The sequence below is a fragment of the Klugiella xanthotipulae genome (assembly GCF_006716695.1).
GTDB classification, from domain to species: Bacteria; Actinomycetota; Actinomycetes; order Actinomycetales; family Microbacteriaceae; genus Klugiella; species Klugiella xanthotipulae.
Window position 1 is genome coordinate 203269 of the sequence record NZ_VFPN01000004.1, and the last position, 15835, is coordinate 219103.

The following is a 15835-nucleotide window of genomic DNA, read 5'->3' on the forward strand; positions in this document are numbered from 1 at the left end:
CCCACCTTTTCCCCCGACCCCAAGGAGCCCTGGACTCGTGACCATCTATCGCCGCATCCCCATCTATCGCCGCATCCCCACCTCCACCTATCGCCGCCTGGTCGTCGTCGTCCTGGCCGCCGCCCTCGCCCTGCTCGTCGGTTGCACTGCCGCCCCGACCCCCGAGACCTCTGCGGAGACTCGCACGGTGCTGGATGCCGATGGCACCCCCGTCGTCGTCCCCCGCACCCCACAGCGTGTGGTGGCGCTCAGCGAGCCAGCGCTTGACGGTCTGCTCGCGCTCGAGGTTGAGCCCGTCGGCACCGTCACGGGCCGCGGCCAATCCGGGGTGCCGAACTACCTGGCGGAGCGGGCGGGCGACATCCCCCTGCTGGGTGGCGTGTCGCAGCCCAACCTGGAGGCGATTGGTGCGGCCCGGCCCGATCTCATCCTCGTGGACGGGACAAGTATCAACAACAACCCCCCGCTCCTCGACTCGTTGCGCCAGCTCGCCCCTGTGGTCTACACCGGGTTCGCTGGCGGCGAGTGGCGCGACAACTTTGCGCGGGTCGCCGACGCCGTCAACCGGGCCACGGAGGGCGCGGAGGTTCTGGCCGACTACGACAGAGCGGTCGCTGCTGCCGCCACCCATCTCGGCGATTACGCGGGTAAAACCTTCTCGATTGTGCGCTGGCAGGGCGGGTCGGCCGCGCTCATCCTCAGCGAGCTACCCGCGGGTGCGGCCCTCAACGACCTGGGGCTGACCCGCCCCGCCCACCAGAGTGTGCGCGGGCGCGGCCACTCCGAGCCCGTGTCGCTGGAGAACCTCGCCGATATCGATGCGGACTACATATTCTTTGGCACACTCGGTGGGTCCTCGGTTGATAACGCCGAGGCCGGTGGCAGCGTGGACGCCTCCGGGGCCGAGCGGGCCCTGACCGAGGCTCAGGAGGTGCCAGGGTTCACCCGGCTGAACGCGTACCACGAGGACCACATCATCCCGGTTGACGGTTCGGTGTGGACCTCAACGGGCGGACCCTTGCTGATGAACAGGCTGGTGGCCGATGTGACGGAGGCGCTCAGATGAGTGCCCGAGGGGCGACGGCCCGTCTGATCCTGGTGGTTCTCGTTCTCCTCCTGCTGTCCCTGCTCCTCGCCGTGTTGACCCCGGTCTCCGTGCATGCGGCGATGGGTGAGCACCCGTCCGCCTCGGGGGAGGACACGAGTGGGGTGCCGCTCGCGGGCAGCCCGGGCGATACCCCCGGCGTTGTCTGCTCCGCGGGGGCAACGGACACCGCCACCGTCACCGTCACGATTGAGAACCCGAGCCTCCCCGCCGGTGGTCAGCTGCACGTCACGGGCACCGGCTGGTGTCATCCCAGCCGGGGCGGCTCGGTCATTGGTCTCAAAATTGACGAGGGAGCCTACAGCCATACTGACGCCAGCCTGCACCAGAATCGCACCGTCTGGGCCCTGATCGAGGCGGATGCAACCGGCACCTTCAACGCGCTCGTCACGCTCCCTACGGGCAGCGAGACGAGCTCTGTGCCTGCCTTCGCCGAGGGGGAGCACCGACTGCGCCTGCTTTCCGGCTCGCTCGCCCCGGGGGACACCGTGCGTACGCTGCTGTCTGAACCGTTTATGGTGGGCAACTATCAGCCCAACGGCGTGCCCCGTCCGGTAGACGCCACGACCGAGCTCACCGCGGACACGCAGGGTGGCGTCACGGTTGAGCAGCGCCCGGATGGCTGGCTTGTCACGGTTCCGGGCGCGGCCGTCGGCGATTGGTTCTACCTCACCACCTATGTGGGCGCCTCCCCGCGCACCCCCTGGGGCCCGGCCTGGTTCCGAGCGGATGCCCGCGGCCAGTTCCTCGCCCCGACCACCGGAATCACCCTCCCGGTCGGCCCCTCCCGCGCCACCGTGCAGAGCGACGCCTGGGCGAAGCCCGGCGTGCGGCTGCTCTCCGGGTGGGCCGAGGTCACCGTTGCCCCTCCGGCCGCGCCCGCCGCACCCGTGCGGGCGGCCCCACCCGTGACGGTGGACACTCCCGAAGCTGCCCCCCGCCGTATCGCCGCGAAGCCAGTGCGCTCGGCGGCCCCCACCACGGTGCCCGGGCCCCCCGTCAGCCGGGCCAGCCAGCTCACCAGCGCCCTCCGTGGCGGGCTCGACCCGCTCTCCGCGGACGGTGTTGTCACCCTCACGGTGCCCGCAGGCCCCGCCCGCGACTGGGTTTTCCTCTACACCTACACCGGCCAGGCGGTCTCACCCGTCGGCTGGGTGCAGCCGGATGCGGACCGCCAGGTGCGACTCACCATCACCGATCTGGGTGCCGGCCGCCACAAGATCGCGGTACTCGGCACCGACGGCGGGCTGATCGGGTGGGCGGGTGTGCTCGTCGGGACGGTACCCGATGTGCCAACCGTGGTGTCGGGACCCGGGGTCAGCGCAGACTCGGCCGCACCGGTGAGTCGGGCGCGGACCGGTATCCCGCTCGCCGTCGGCCTAGTCTCCGGTCCGCTGTGGGCCCGCAACCTGCTGCTGAGCGTGCTCGGCGTGCTGCTGCTCGCCGCAGCCACCCTCGGCACCCTGCATCTGCGCAGCGCCCGGATTGTGCGGGTTACCCGATGAGGTTTCGCCCCCTGCTCGTGGCCGTCGCGGCGGTGCTGTTCCTCCTCGGGGTCGCCGGTGGTGCCCGGGCCCTGCCGCCCGACGGTCCCAGCCCCGACACCCCCGGTACCTGGGCGAGCGTCTCGCCCGCCCGCGTGGCCCCCGGCGAGGCGCTCACCTTCTCCCTCGGTGGCTTCCCCGCCGGAGAGACCGTTTATATCAAGCTGGATGACGGCAGCCCGGATGTTTGTCGTGTCTCCGCGCACGGTGCCTGCGTCATCCACACCCAGGTCATCCCGTCCAGCGGGGTGGTCTCGGGCTCGCTCGTGCTGCCCCACGATCTACCCGCCGGTGCGCACTGGCTGCGTTTCCTAGCCTCCGCCGCCGTGGACCCGGCCACCCCCGCGGCGGGAACGCTCGGTTTCACCGCCCGTGGAAACTCCGACTTCACGGTCGTCGCGGCCGGTGCTGATACCTCGGCGAGCGCCCCGGGCCGCCCGGCGGCTCCCGGTGCTCCCGGCAGCGCCGCCAGCGGCGGGGCGACCCCAACCGTGAGCGGTGGGGTCGCCGTGGCCGTGCGGCCCGAGCCGGTGGCCGAGCCTGCGGAGGTGCCAGCGCCGCCCGCGACCTCGGGGGCGGCGCTGGCCGCGGCACCGGAGGGGGGCGTTACTGCGATTCCGGCTGAGGGCCGAGTGGTGCTCCATCTACCCGATGATTACGCCGCCGAGTGGGTCTTCGTCTACGCGTTTTCCGAGCCGACCCCGTTCGGCTGGCAGCGGGTCGCGGCCAACGGCACCGTGCAGGTGCCCACGAACGATCTGCCCGCTGGTGTGCACCGGTTTGCCGCGCTCGACGCGGAGGGCGCGCTGATCGGTTGGGCGGCGGGGGAGGTCGCGGTCGATCCCGCCCCCGCTGGTGCCGCCGAGAACGTGCAAACCGCCCCCGCGGGATCGCTGCCCCTGGCGGGCCTGGGTGTGCTGGGCGGCTGCCTGCTGCTGAGTACGGGGCTCGTGGGGTGGGGGCTGGTGCCGGATGCGCGGCGCGGTGCCGTGAAGCGGAGGCACCCATGACCGTGAACGTGCCCCCCTGCGTCGTGCCCCCCTGCGCTGAGCCCTCCCAGCGCTGCGCCCCCCGCTGCGCCCCCGCCCCCGGGACCCGCCGTGCCCCCTACCCGAATCGCGCCCCCGCGCCGCCGCAGCCGCCCCCGCGCCGCCGCAGCCGCCCCCGCGCTCACCGCCGCGCTCACCGCCGCACCCGCCGCCGTGCTGGCCTCCTGCTGGCCGTCACCGCGTTGGTGCTGCTGGTCGCCGCGCTCAGCCTGCTCGTGGGCTCCAACCCGATCCCGCCCGGGACGGTCTGGCACCTGCTTGGGCACCCGGATGGTGGCCTCCTGTCAACCGTCATCCACGGCCAGCGTGTACCCCGCGCCCTCCTCGCGCTCGCGGTCGGTGCGGCCCTCGGCGTGGCCGGTGCGCTGATGCAGTCGCTCACGCGCAACCCGCTGGCCGAACCGGGTGTATTGGGTATCAACGCGGGTGCGTCGCTCGCGGTGGTCCTCGCCGTGGCGATCACGGGTGTGTCGAGTATCTGGTTCTCCCTGTGGTGCGCTTTTTTCGGTGCGGCCGCAGCCTCGGTTGCGGTGTACGTGTTGGGGTCCGTGGGCCGCCGCGGCGCGACTCCCGTGCGGCTCGCGCTCGCCGGGGTGGCCCTGAGCATGGCGATCTCCTCGATCGTGCAGACGATCATCCTGGCCAACCAGAACGTGTTTAACGAGTTCCGTTTCTGGGCGGCCGGTTCGATGGAGGGTCGCGGGTTTCCGGTGCTCTGCGCGGTGGTTGTGTTCATCCTGGTGGGCCTCGGGCTGGCCGTAGCGCTCGCCCCCGCCCTCAACGCGCTCGCCCTGGGCGAGGAGACGGCTCGCGCGCTCGGCGTCCGCGTGGGCCTCACCCGGGGGCTCGTGATGCTCGCCGTGACCCTCCTCGCCGGTGCCGCGACCGCGGCGGTCGGCCCCCTCAGCTTCGTGGGGCTCGGTGTGCCCTACGCGGCCCGTGCGCTGTGTGGCCCCGACCAGCGCTGGGTGCTGCCCTTCAGCCTTGTGCTCGGTCCCGTGTTTCTTCTCGTTGCTGACCTCCTCGCCCGCGTGGTCGTGGCCCCGCAGGAGGTCCAGGTGGGTATCATCACCGCCGTCATGGGTGGCCCGCTGCTCGTGATGATCGTGCGCCGTCGCCGGATCGAGTCGCTGTGACCGCCCCCGGCTACCCCGCTCACGCGCGCTATTTTCGCATTCGGGTCGGCCCCGTCTCGCTGCGCACCGAGCGGCGGAGTGTGGTTGTCGCCGGGTGCCTCGTGGTTGCGTTGCTCGCCCTCGGCACCGTTGGTCTCCTCGTGGGGGATTACCGGATTGCGCCGGTGGACATCCTCCGTGCGCTTGCGGGTACGGCCACCGACCCGCTCGGCAGCTACTTTGTTGCTGATATCCGTCTCCCTCGGGTGGTCGCCGCCCTCACCGTGGGTGCGGCCCTGGGGATGAGCGGTGGCATCTTCCAGCGCCTCTCCGGTAACCCGCTCGGCAGCCCCGACGTGATCGGCTTCACCACCGGCTCGGCCACGGGGGCACTCGTGGTGATTGTGCTCCTCGGGGGCACCCCGCTGGCCGTCGCTGGCGGGGCCTTCGCGGGTGGGGCCGTGACCGCGGCCCTCGTCTACACGCTCGCCTACCGCGGTGGCCTCACCAGTTACCGGCTGGTGCTCGTGGGCCTCGGTGTGGCCGCCGTGCTCGCTGCGCTCAACTCGCTGCTCGTCGTGCGCGCCGACCTTGACTCCGCTCAGGATGCCGCGCACTGGCTGGCCGGTTCCCTGAACGCGCTCCCGTGGGGTGGTGTTCTGTTCGCGGCCGCCGCGGTTGCCGCCCTCGCCCCGTGCGCCGCCGCCCTCAGCCGCCCGCTCGGGATGCTCGCCCTGGGGGACGACATCGCCACCGGTCTCGGTGTGCGCGTCCAGTGGGTGCGGCTCGCCCTGCTCCTCGTGGGGGTCGCCCTCGTCGCCACCGCGACCGCTCTCGCGGGTCCCATCGCGTTTATCGCGCTCGCCGCACCGCAGATCGCGGCCCGGCTCAGCCGCTCGTCGGGCGTGGGCCTCGGGCTGGCCGCGCTCACCGGTGCCCTGTTGGTGCTCGGCAGCGACCTGATCGCTCAGCGCCTCTACGCCCCCACTCAGCTGCCGGTTGGTGTGGTTTCGGGAGCGCTCGGTGGCCTCTACCTGATCGGGCTGCTCGTCAGGGAATGGCGCAAAATCGGATGACCGCCCCGTCATCTGCCACAGCATCCGCGGCACCGCGTCGGGCGGCCCGCCCGCTACCCCGTCGCGGCCGGGGGAGGTGTCGTCGGATGCGTAGGCTCGCTCGCGACCACCAGATCGCGGTCCGAGTGCCGGGCGGCTGCCCGGGCGGCGGCCTCGGCGTCGCGCTCGTCCAGCGCGGTGAGCAGGGCCGTGTGGTCCTCCTGCCGGACGGCGTGGCTTGCCCCGTGGATCACCGCGCCCGAGGCCAGGCCAGTGCGCAGGCTCATCATCACGCTTGCGTACATCTCCGTGAGGAGGGTGTTGCTAGACATCTCCACCACGGCAAAGTGAAAGGCCCCCGGGGTCACGCCGCGCTCCACCGCCCGGCTCTGAGCGTGTTCTACCCGGTCGTGTTCGGCCCGCCCCAGCGCCGCGGCCTCGCTCGCGATGAGCGCGCGCAGGCGGGCCACACCCTCGTCGGTGGCGTGCAGTGCGGCGAGCCGTGCGGCCTCCACCTCAAGCGCACGCCGGAAGCCGAGGATATCGGCCAGCCGGTGTGCCCCCAGCGTCTCGGTCACCACCTGCGGCACGGGGGCCAGCGAGCGCACGAAGGTGCCGCGTCCGGCCGCCGTTTCGAGCATCCCCAGGTTGGCCAGGCTGCGGACGGCTTCGCGAATGGTGCTGCGCCCCACCCCAAACAGTTCGGCCAGTTCGGCCTCGGTGGGGATGCGGCTGTTCACCGGCCAGGCACCGCTACGGATGCGGCTACGCAACTCGGTCATCGTGAGGCTCACGCGAGAACTTCCACGGCTAGGCACGCGGCCCCCTTCGAGAGTGTGAGATAGTGGCCCCCAGCTTAGTGCCGGGATCGAGATGCCGATGAGCAGACCACCTCGCCCACCCAAGGTTCCCCGGCCCGGCCCGAGCCCTTTCATGCAGGGCAGCCTGGAGCGGGATTTTGCCGCGGCCGACCCCGCTGCTCGGCGCGCGCTCGTCGCGGCGCTGCGCGCGGAACCGGCCTGGCCCCTCATCCGCCCGATACCCGGGTGTGCCGGTGACTCCGGTGCCCCGCCTCAGGCCGAGGTGACCTTTCTCCGGTGCGACGCCGAGGCTACCGCGGTTTTCCTTTTCCTCAACCGCATCACGGATGAGACCCAGCCGGAGGAGAGCGAGATGCGCCGCCTGGGCACAACGGACCTCTGGACCCGCACCGTCCGGATGCCCACCACCTGGCGCGCCAGCTACGCGTTTCTCAGCCACGCGGCCGCCACCGCACCACCGTGGCGGCTTGATCCTGCGGGTGGTGCCGACCATCGCGCCCTGCGCGCCCTGCTCGACTCCGGGAGGGCCGACCCCCGTAATCCCCTGCGTATGCGCAACCGTTCCGGTGGCCCCGTCTCCGTGGTGGAACTCCCGGATGCCCCACCCCAGCCCTGGTTTCGCGCCCCGCCGCCCACCCGGTTCCCCCGCGGCTGTCCCCCCAGCCACACGCTGCCCTATCGCGGTACCCCGCGAGCCCTCTGGCTCTCCGTCCACGGGGTCCACCCCCGCCCGGCCCCCGGCCGGTGTGCCCGGGGTGCCCCACCCGGCCCGCTTCCGATTGTGGTCGTCCTCGACGGTGATGCCTGGTGCGGTCGCTTCGGTCTCGCGGATGCCGTGCAGCGTGCCGTGGCCGCCGGTCACCTCGCCCCGCTGATCCTGCTGGGTGTTGACGCGGGTGATACCCCTACCCGCTGGCGCGATCTGGACGAGAACCGCGCCGACTTTGCCGCGTTCCTCGCGGCTCTCCTGCCGTGGGTGTCCGAGCGGATTCCGGATGCTGCCCCCCGCGACGCTGTCCTCGCCGGACAGAGCCTCGGGGGCCGTCTCGCGCTCGAACTTCTTGCGGGTCGGCTCACCCCATCGGCCGCGACTCCCACAGCCCCACCCCGGCACGGTTTCACCGCGGCCGTCAGCCTCTCCGCCTCCCTGTGGGGTGTGGATACCGTCGGCCTCCTCCCCTCGCCGGGCACGCGCGTCTCACTGCATGTGGGTACGCAGGAGTGGGTTCTGCTTGCCGATCACCGGTCGCTCGCGGCGGAGTGGGCCGCTCGGGGCATCCCGCACCACTACACCGAGTTCACGGGGGGCCACGACTACGCGTGCTGGCGCAGTAGTCTCATCGCGGGTCTTCGCGATCTTCTGCCACCGCCGACCCGTGGCTGAGTGTTGTGGCCTCGGAGCGCCCGCCCGTGGCTATTCTGCCGGGTAGGGGTACTCTGCCGAGCGCCCCTGGAAGGACAGGATTCCCGGGTTGACTATCCGTCCCAGGTGAATCTCAATGGCCCGGTTCACCGTCTCGTCCGCGGCCCAGGCCTCCGCCCCGCCCATCACGATGCCCAGGAAGGGCAGGAGCGCCTCGCTGATCTCCCACGTTGCCGAGTTCCACAGGTAGGACGGGCTGTGATCGACGCCGTAGTACAGGATGCCGTCGCCCACCGTCACCGTCGGCTCGCTGAACGTTGTGGGTCGCGCCCAGCTGAATCCCATTCCCGCATCGCAGGACACGTCCACGATGAGCGAGCCAGGGGCAAACGCGGGGAGGTCGGCCTCGGTGAGGTAGGTGATGGGTGCATCCGGATCTTGCAGCGTGCAATTGACCACGATGTCACTCCGTGCGAGAAACTCCGCCAGTTCGGCTGGCCCGTCCTCGGTCATCACGCGGCTGCGATCCGGGTCGGTGTCATCGCGGTCCAGGTGCACGATCTGCGCCGAGTGGATGGGCGAGCCCACGGCCGCCACGCCCCGATTCGTCAACACCTGAACATCGTGGATTCCGTGGGCGTTGAGCGCCGTCACCGCACCCCGAGCCGTGGCCCCGAACCCAATGACGACCGCGCTCAGGCGTCGTCCGTAGTCGCCCGTTGACCCGGTCAGTTGCAGCGCGTGAATCACGGAGCAGTACCCGGCCAACTCGTTGTTTTTGTGAAAGACGTGCAGCCCGAAGCCACCGTCGCTCGTCCAGTGGTTCATCGCCTCGAACGCGATCAGGGTCAGGTTGCGATCAATCGCCTCCTGGGTGACGGCGCGATCCTGCACGCAGTGCGGCCAGCCCCACAGGGTCTGCCCGTCGCGCAGATCGGCAAGGTCGGTGGCCTGCGGCTTGGGCAACAGGATTACATCGGCGGCGGCGATCACCTCGTTGCGGCTGTGAATGCCCGCCACGAGCGAGCCCAGGTGCGCATCAGACACCCCCCAGCGTTCGCCGTAGCCGCGCTCCAGCAGGATACGGGCGCGTAGGTCGGCGTCGATCCGCTCAATGTGTGCCGGATGCAGGGGCAGCCTCAGCTCGTTTTCCATTGATGACGTCGCGAGGACGCCCAGGGTCAGCTTCTGCATCCCCGGACCCTTCGTGACGCGGTCGTGAATACTTTGTACGCTGGGCTGGGCATCGTCACTCCCTCATTGGGAGCCGCAGTGGCTCCACATTTCCCCACAGTACGCCATTCCGGCCACCCGCGCCGTTGGTGAGGGTGGCCGTTTTTGGCGGGAACTCCGTACATCCCCCTGCCGCGCATGTTTCCGGGGGAGGGTTCGCCGAACTTTACACAGCGCCCGATCTCCCGTAAAGTTATCCGAGGTGATTGATTTCCCCAATACTTTTTTGCGCCTATTTAGCCTCTTCAGAGGAGAGAAAAACGCGGTAAAGTTGCGGGATCTCAGTCCTCTCTAGGGCGGTGGCTCAATTGGTAGAGCAGCGGTCTCCAAAACCGCAGGTTGCAGGTTCGAGTCCTGTCCGCCCTGCAAACCCCAGAGGGTGTGAATCCAACGGGACCGGAAAGGTTGGTAATAAGTGACTGACAACGTAGTAGACGAGCCCGGCGAGGAGCTTGTCGCCTCCGCGAAGCAGGAGCGCGCCGAAAAGAAAACCTGGTTCGGTCGCATTATCCTCTTCATTCAGCAAGTTTTTGCCGAGTTGAAGAAGGTTGTAACGCCCACCCGTAAGGAGCTGTTCAGCTTCACCGGTGTTGTTCTGGTCTTTGTGCTCATCATGATGGGCATCGTCTGGGTACTCGATCAGGCGTTTGGGTTCCTGGTGGTGTTCGTGTTTGGCGATGCCTCAATGATGTAGCTACCAACGAGCGCCTCACCTCCCGCTGGCGTAACGCCGTCGTTAGTGGTCCCGGGTGTTGCGCATCAGTGTTGCGGCCCTTAGACGGTACCGAGTCCTCCGATATTCATTACGACAAGGCTAAGAAAACAAGGTCATGCAGAACGAAGAAACCCAGAATAACCCCGAGGCCACACTCGACGCTGCCCTCGATGCGCTTGTTGAGGCAACCAGCGGTGCCGAGCCCGAGGCGGGTGCAGACGATGCCGAGGTTTCTGAGGTGAGTGAGACGTCCGCTGATGAGCTTTCGGACACCGAGGGAACGGCGTCGGCTGAGGATGCCGATGATGCGGCCCCCGTCGCCGAGAGCGAGGCTGTCGATGTTCCCGAGGTCGATGTTCCCGAGGTCGATCCGTACGATGAGTTCAAGCGCGATCTGCGCACTCGCCGCGGCAAGTGGTATGTCATCCACTCCTACGCTGGCTACGAGCGCAAGGTAAAATCCAACCTGGAGAACCGCCGCGAGACGATGGGTGCCCTCGACGACATCCACGAGATCCAGGTTCCGATGGAAGACGTGGTCGAGATCAAGAACGGCCAGCGCAAGATGGTCACCCGTGTGCGCATCCCCGGCTACGTTCTGGTGCGCATGGACCTCAACGAAAACTCGTGGTCCGTTGTGCGCCACACGCCCGGCGTGACCGGTTTCGTGGGTAACGCCCATAACCCCGTGCCCCTGCGGTTCAACGAAGTTTTTGAGATGCTTAAAACCACCGTCCAGCTGGGGGATGCCGCGGGTGCGAGCGCCGCTTCGGGTGCGGGCAAGGCCTCGGCCCAGTCCGCTATTCAGGCGGAGATCGACTTCGAGGTGGGTGAGACCATCACGATCAAGGAGGGCTCGTTTGCCGGGCTACCGGGGTCGATCAGTGAGATCAACACGGCCAGCGGCAAGCTCACCGTGCTGGTATCCCTATTCGAGCGCGAGACTCCCGTCGAGCTGAGCTTCGACCAGGTCACCAAAATCTAGCGATAGCTCTGTTGTCGCGCGCCGTGATCGGGTATGATCGCCGGGGCGCTGCGATGGGGTGGTGCGCCACAACTACAGATTTCCGCCGACAGCTGTCGGCGGTTACCGGAGCTCGGAAATACCGTGTTCCCGGGAGAGAATCTTCGCCCCCCCGGGGCGATGGAGTCTCGAAGAGAAAAGGACATAACATGGCACCCAAGAAGAAGGTTTCGGGTCTGATTAAGCTTCAGATCCAAGCCGGCGCCGCTAACCCCGCACCGCCTGTTGGCCCTGCGCTGGGTCAGCACGGCGTCAACATTATGGAGTTCTGCAAGGCGTACAACGCCGCAACCGAGTCACAGCGTGGAAACGTTATCCCGGTTGAGATCACGGTGTACGAAGACCGTTCGTTCACATTCGTCCTGAAGACTCCTCCGGCCGCCGAGCTGATCAAGAAGGCCGCCGGTGTTGCTAAGGGATCGGGCACCCCGCACACCGTCAAGGTTGCGAAGATCACCAAGGATCAGGTTCGCCAGATCGCAGAGACCAAGCAGGCTGACCTCAATGCCAACGACATTGAGGCTGCATCGAAGATCATTGCCGGTACCGCTCGTTCCATGGGCATCACGGTCGAGTAAGGCTGAGGAGAAATATCATGGCACAGAAGTCAAAAGCGTACCGCGCCGCCGCCGAGAAGATCGAAGACGGCAAGTTTTACACCCCGGCCGAGGCCGTAGCACTGGCCCGGGAGACCGGGTCTGCAAAGTTCAACTCCACCGTTGAGGTCGCCCTCAAGCTGGGTGTTGACCCCCGTAAGGCCGACCAGATGGTTCGTGGAACCGTGAGCCTGCCCCACGGTACCGGTAAGGTTGCGCGCGTGATTGTGTTCGCAACCGGTGCAGCGGCCGAAGCCGCCATCGCCGCCGGGGCCGATGAGGTGGGTGGCGACGAGCTGATCGAGAAGGTGGCCGCTGGCTACACCTCCTTTGACTCGGCCGTCTCCACACCCGAGCTCATGGGTAAGGTTGGTCGTCTGGGTAAGGTTCTGGGTCCCCGTGGCCTGATGCCCAACCCTAAGACGGGCACTGTGACCCCGGATCCCGCCAAGGCTGTCACCGACATCAAGGGTGGAAAGATTGAGTTCCGCGTGGACAAGCACGCCAACGTTCACTTCATTGTGGGTAAGGTGTCCTTTACGCAGGAGCAGCTCAGCGAGAACATCACGGCCGCGCTCGACGAGGTTATTCGTCTGAAACCGTCGAGCTCGAAGGGCCGTTACGTCCAGAAGGGTGCCGTCTCGACCACGTTTGGTCCCGGCATCCCCCTCGACGTCAACGCAATGTAGGTCTTTCCTCGGGAAGACCAGTGGGGCCGGAAGCAATCGCTTCCGGCCCCACTGTCGTTTATCCGGAAGAACAGAGCACTCCTGCACCGGAGGCGCAGTAATCCGAGGTATTTTCACGGGTGTAGTGCAGCTTCGGTCGAGGTCGGTCGGGTAACCTTGGACCGTTATGTATTCGTCCGTCGTCAGATCGGCGGTTGTACTCCGGCTGACCACATCGCAGGTGCCGAGTGCTCGCCCGAGACGGGCCAAACTAGGGGAGATAATCAATGTTTAGTCGTCGAGCTACGGCCGCCGTTGCACTTGTTGGAGCGCTCATGCTGGCACCAACGCTCAGCGCGTGCACCTCAGACACCACTACCGAGCAGCGCAAGGAGGTCTCGCTTCCAGAGGGTTTCCCCAAAGACTTTAAGCTCGCCGAGGGGTCGGTTGTCCGGGCCGAGCAGATGGGTGATGAGGGCTGGTCAGCCACCGTCAAGGTCGCGGACAAGGACGCGCAGGATGCGGCCCGCGAGGCTCTCCTCGACTCCGGCTACACCCTTAATGGCTCCCTCGAAGACAACCCCGACGAGCGCACCTACACCATGGATAACGGTAAGCGCTCCGTCACCCTGGTGTTACAGAAGGCGAACGGTGACTACCTGGTGGCCTACAGCTTCGCCCCGCTCGCCCGATAACCTCTCGGTCCGCACCCTGCCGCGGTGCTGCCTGACCCTCTCGGTCCGGGCAGCACCGCGGTTTGTGGTTTGTCCGGGTGATTTTTTGGATAAATGATGGTGATTTTTTAGCGTGATGCGCGTGATTTAACCGAGTTTCTGGGGCGGAATAACGCTGAGAAACCGCGAAATCGAGGAATAACCCTTCTTCGGCATGAGCAGCGCTTCGGGTATTGTTGGGCCAGGGATTGAACGGGCGCGCTCTGGTGCGCCCGTAGGGGCGCGTCAGCGCTCTTGGCGGGGGATTCGATTCACAATCACTATTGGAATCGTAACGTCATGAATGGACCAACTTTGGGGAAGCCACCTACGTCTATTTCCGCGCACCACAGACGCGCTGAACTGCACCGAGAGCAGCACAACACCACACCACGCCGGGGGGTCGCTCGCCTAGTTCGACCGCTCGCTTTCCTCACCGCATCAGTGCTACTGGTTGGTGGTTTTGTCGGTATCCAGGCCGATACGGCCCAGGCGGCAACAGGTTCGGTTTCGACGGGCGTTATTCTTGCCCCCGGTAGCCCGATCAAGCAGGTTGCGCTGAACGCCACCGGCAAAAGTCAGCTCATCTCAAGCACTCTTGGTGGTGCATATTACGAGCCCACGGATACGACGGGTGCAAAAAACACCGGCATCTTCGTCTCAACCCCGACGACAACAACGCAGTCCGCGTACGCGAGTGTCTCGAAGCAAGACTTCGGCGGCACGGGTACAGCGGCAGATCCCTATTGGGTATCCACCACCCAGGACACCACTAACGGTGTTCCGGCAACGGTCACCAAGAAAGACAGCTACGTTCCCGGGGCCAACTACGTGCGTTCCGACATCAGCGTGACGGTCAAAGCGGGTCAGCCGCGCACCGACGTTCAACTGGCTTCGTGGGCTGACTGCTTCCTCGGCGGGTCCGACAACGGAAAATCATCAGTGGACGGCTCGATTGGCTCGTGTATTGCCGCTTCGGGTGCCACGATCTCCTTCATCGCGGTGTCTCCGGGGGCCCAATTGGCCGCTGGAAACTACTACGCGGCTTATCGTCTGGCGTACAACTACTCACAGTTCCCGGCAGGCTGCCCCGACGTTAACCTGCTCTTCTCGGCCGCCAACTGTAACGCGAGCCTGGATAACGGCCTCACGATTGCCTGGAAGACAAGCTTGGCTGGCGGCGAGACCGCTACGCGCACCTACTACTCGTCATACGACAAGAACATGAGGTTCAGCGACCTTCAGGTCAACGCCTCCGTGTCGAAGACCTCGGTTGAGCAGGGCGGCACGGTTGATTACTCGGTAAACGTCACGAATGACGGCCCGGATGCCACCCCCTCTACCTCGGTGGTCTATAAGCTGCCCGCGGGGATGAGCTACGTCTCGGGTGGGGCTGGTTCCTACGATGCGACCACCGGCGGGTGGACGGTTGGACCGCTGGCCAGCGGTCAAAGTAAAACCCTCACGATCACGGCGAAGGCAACAAAACTCGGTTCGTGGACCTCGCAGGTGACCAACGCGACCTCCGAGTACATCGACCTGACGACCTGCTCTGACACCTCGCTCGCTTACTGTGGTGATGCGCAGAAGGTCACGGTTACGCAGGTTCTGAACATTGCCAAATCCACGACCGCCGCCGCACCCTCCACGGTTGCGGCCGACGGCGTGCAGACCAGCATCATCACCGTCACGGCTCGCGATAACTTGGGCCAGCAGATGCTCACGGGTGGCGAGAAGGTGGAGTTCACCACGACGCGTGGCACGCTCGGTGCCGTGAAGGATAATGGCGATGGCACCTACTCGGTCACGCTCGTCTCGACCGTGGCTGGCGAGGCAACCGTCTCCTTCACCATCAATGGAACGGCCAGCGACAAAGACAGTACAACGGTGACCTTCCTGACGGGTCCGCCCGTTGCGGCCTCCTCAGAGATGACCCTGACGACAGATGCTCGCATTGCCAACAACGTCGATCAGCACCGTGTCGAGGTGACCCTGCGGGATGCCAACGGTAACCTCGTGCGCAACGTTGGCGATATGATCCAGCTCGCGGCTCCGGCCGGTCAGAAAGTCACGTTCGGTAATGCAGTGGAGACGACCCCCGGCGTATACACGGTGACCGTGACCTCCACCACGGCCGCGCTGGCAACCATCACGGGAACGGTCTACGGCTCGCCCACCCGTATTCCCGGCAGCGGAGGCACCCTCAGCTACGTCGCTGGTCCCGTTGACGCAAAGTACTCTGCTCTGACCCTGTCCACGGGCGACCGTGTGGCTGGCGTCGAGACCCATACGGCAGGGGTCTACCTTGCCGATCTGTACAACAACCCCATCGGGGGCACCGAGACGCAGTTTGCCTCGTCGGCCACCCTGTCGGCTCCCACGTCGATCACGGATGCGACCGGTCACGCTACGGTGACGGTTTCGTCGCAGAAGGCGGGCACCTGGGTAGTTTCGGCTCGCTCTGCGGGCGTTGAGTTGCGTCATAGTGGCGATGAGGTGGGCTTCGTGCCCGGTGCGCCCTACTTTGGCACGGGCGGTATCACGGTAGAGGCCACGCCGGGTTCGGTTCTGGCCGATAACGCGGCCGAGCATCAGGCCTCCCTTACCGTTGTGGATAAGTTTGGCAACGCTATTACCGACGCTACGGTGGTCTACACCGTTGAGGCTCCGGCCCACATCGTGGGTGTCGCTTCCTCGCGGAGCGCGACAAACGGCCGGGCAACCGTCGCCATCGCCTCGGCCACGTCGGGTACCTTCGCCGTCACGGCAACGGTCAACGGCACCCCGGTTACCCTCGGCAGTCCCGCCAGTGTCACGTTCCAGGCCGGTGCGGC

14 protein-coding genes and 1 tRNA gene are annotated in these 15835 nt (G+C 66.8%); 13 read left to right on the forward strand and 2 right to left on the reverse strand.

Annotation, left to right across the window (positions count from 1 at the left end; translation table 11 throughout):
- Positions 1 to 37: 37 nt before the first annotated feature.
- The 5 genes from FB466_RS13260 to FB466_RS13280 are packed head-to-tail and all read left to right on the forward strand — an operon-like array spanning position 38 to position 5889.
- The gene (locus tag FB466_RS13260) at positions 38 to 1066 is read left to right on the forward strand and encodes an ABC transporter substrate-binding protein (RefSeq protein ID WP_211344838.1); all 1029 of its coding nucleotides are present in this window, start codon (positions 38 to 40) and stop codon (positions 1064 to 1066) included.
- Positions 1063 to 2610, forward strand: a complete 1548-nt coding sequence (locus FB466_RS13265; RefSeq protein ID WP_141919038.1) for a hypothetical protein — start codon at positions 1063 to 1065, stop codon at positions 2608 to 2610. Before FB466_RS13260 ends, FB466_RS13265 begins: the two co-directional genes overlap by 4 nt.
- Positions 2607 to 3659 carry a hypothetical protein gene (locus tag FB466_RS13270; RefSeq protein ID WP_141919040.1) on the forward strand — a complete coding sequence of 351 codons (1053 nt, stop codon included), beginning with the start codon at positions 2607 to 2609 and terminating at the stop codon, positions 3657 to 3659. The genes FB466_RS13265 and FB466_RS13270 overlap by 4 nt, the downstream gene beginning before the upstream one ends.
- Positions 3656 to 4834 (forward strand): FecCD family ABC transporter permease, encoded by a 1179-nt coding sequence (locus FB466_RS13275; protein ID WP_141919042.1) that lies wholly within the window; start codon positions 3656 to 3658, stop codon positions 4832 to 4834. Before FB466_RS13270 ends, FB466_RS13275 begins: the two co-directional genes overlap by 4 nt.
- Complete coding sequence (locus FB466_RS13280; RefSeq protein ID WP_211344839.1) at positions 4831 to 5889, forward strand: FecCD family ABC transporter permease; 1059 nt, start codon at positions 4831 to 4833, stop codon at positions 5887 to 5889. Before FB466_RS13275 ends, FB466_RS13280 begins: the two co-directional genes overlap by 4 nt.
- Positions 5890 to 5942: 53 nt before the next feature.
- Here the strand turns inward: FB466_RS13280 and FB466_RS13285 are convergent, their stop codons facing one another.
- Complete coding sequence (locus FB466_RS13285; protein ID WP_170206139.1) at positions 5943 to 6662, reverse strand: FadR/GntR family transcriptional regulator; 720 nt, start codon at positions 6660 to 6662, stop codon at positions 5943 to 5945.
- A gap of 85 nt (positions 6663 to 6747) precedes the next feature.
- On the opposite strand from FB466_RS13285, the gene FB466_RS13290 reads away from it, so the two are divergent.
- Positions 6748 to 8073: an enterochelin esterase domain-containing protein gene (locus tag FB466_RS13290; protein WP_170206141.1), complete on the forward strand. Its 1326-nt coding sequence runs from the start codon at positions 6748 to 6750 to the stop codon at positions 8071 to 8073.
- A gap of 30 nt (positions 8074 to 8103) precedes the next feature.
- Here the strand turns inward: FB466_RS13290 and FB466_RS13295 are convergent, their stop codons facing one another.
- Positions 8104 to 9246 (reverse strand): N(5)-(carboxyethyl)ornithine synthase, encoded by a 1143-nt coding sequence (locus tag FB466_RS13295; RefSeq protein WP_141919047.1) that lies wholly within the window; start codon positions 9244 to 9246, stop codon positions 8104 to 8106.
- A 332-nt stretch (positions 9247 to 9578) separates the two neighbouring features.
- Between FB466_RS13295 and FB466_RS13300 the strand changes: the two genes are divergently transcribed.
- The 7 genes from FB466_RS13300 to FB466_RS13330 all read left to right on the forward strand — a co-directional run.
- Positions 9579 to 9651, forward strand: a tRNA-Trp gene (locus FB466_RS13300).
- Between the two features lie 49 nt (positions 9652 to 9700).
- Positions 9701 to 9979: a preprotein translocase subunit SecE gene (gene secE / locus FB466_RS13305; RefSeq protein ID WP_141919049.1), complete on the forward strand. Its 279-nt coding sequence runs from the start codon at positions 9701 to 9703 to the stop codon at positions 9977 to 9979.
- Positions 9980 to 10115: 136 nt separating this feature from the next.
- Positions 10116 to 10985, forward strand: a complete 870-nt coding sequence (gene nusG, locus FB466_RS13310; RefSeq protein ID WP_141919051.1) for a transcription termination/antitermination protein NusG — start codon at positions 10116 to 10118, stop codon at positions 10983 to 10985.
- A gap of 188 nt (positions 10986 to 11173) precedes the next feature.
- A complete protein-coding gene (rplK, locus tag FB466_RS13315) occupies positions 11174 to 11602 on the forward strand; it encodes a 50S ribosomal protein L11 (protein WP_141919053.1) in 429 nt (142 codons plus the stop codon).
- 17 nt (positions 11603 to 11619) lie between these two features.
- The gene (rplA, locus tag FB466_RS13320) at positions 11620 to 12309 is read left to right on the forward strand and encodes a 50S ribosomal protein L1 (protein WP_141919055.1); all 690 of its coding nucleotides are present in this window, start codon (positions 11620 to 11622) and stop codon (positions 12307 to 12309) included.
- Between the two features lie 266 nt (positions 12310 to 12575).
- Positions 12576 to 12983, forward strand: a complete 408-nt coding sequence (locus tag FB466_RS13325; RefSeq protein WP_141919057.1) for a hypothetical protein — start codon at positions 12576 to 12578, stop codon at positions 12981 to 12983.
- 462 nt (positions 12984 to 13445) lie between these two features.
- Positions 13446 to 15835 (forward strand): invasin domain 3-containing protein (locus FB466_RS13330; protein WP_211344840.1); only part of this gene is annotated, 2390 nt, incomplete at its 3' end.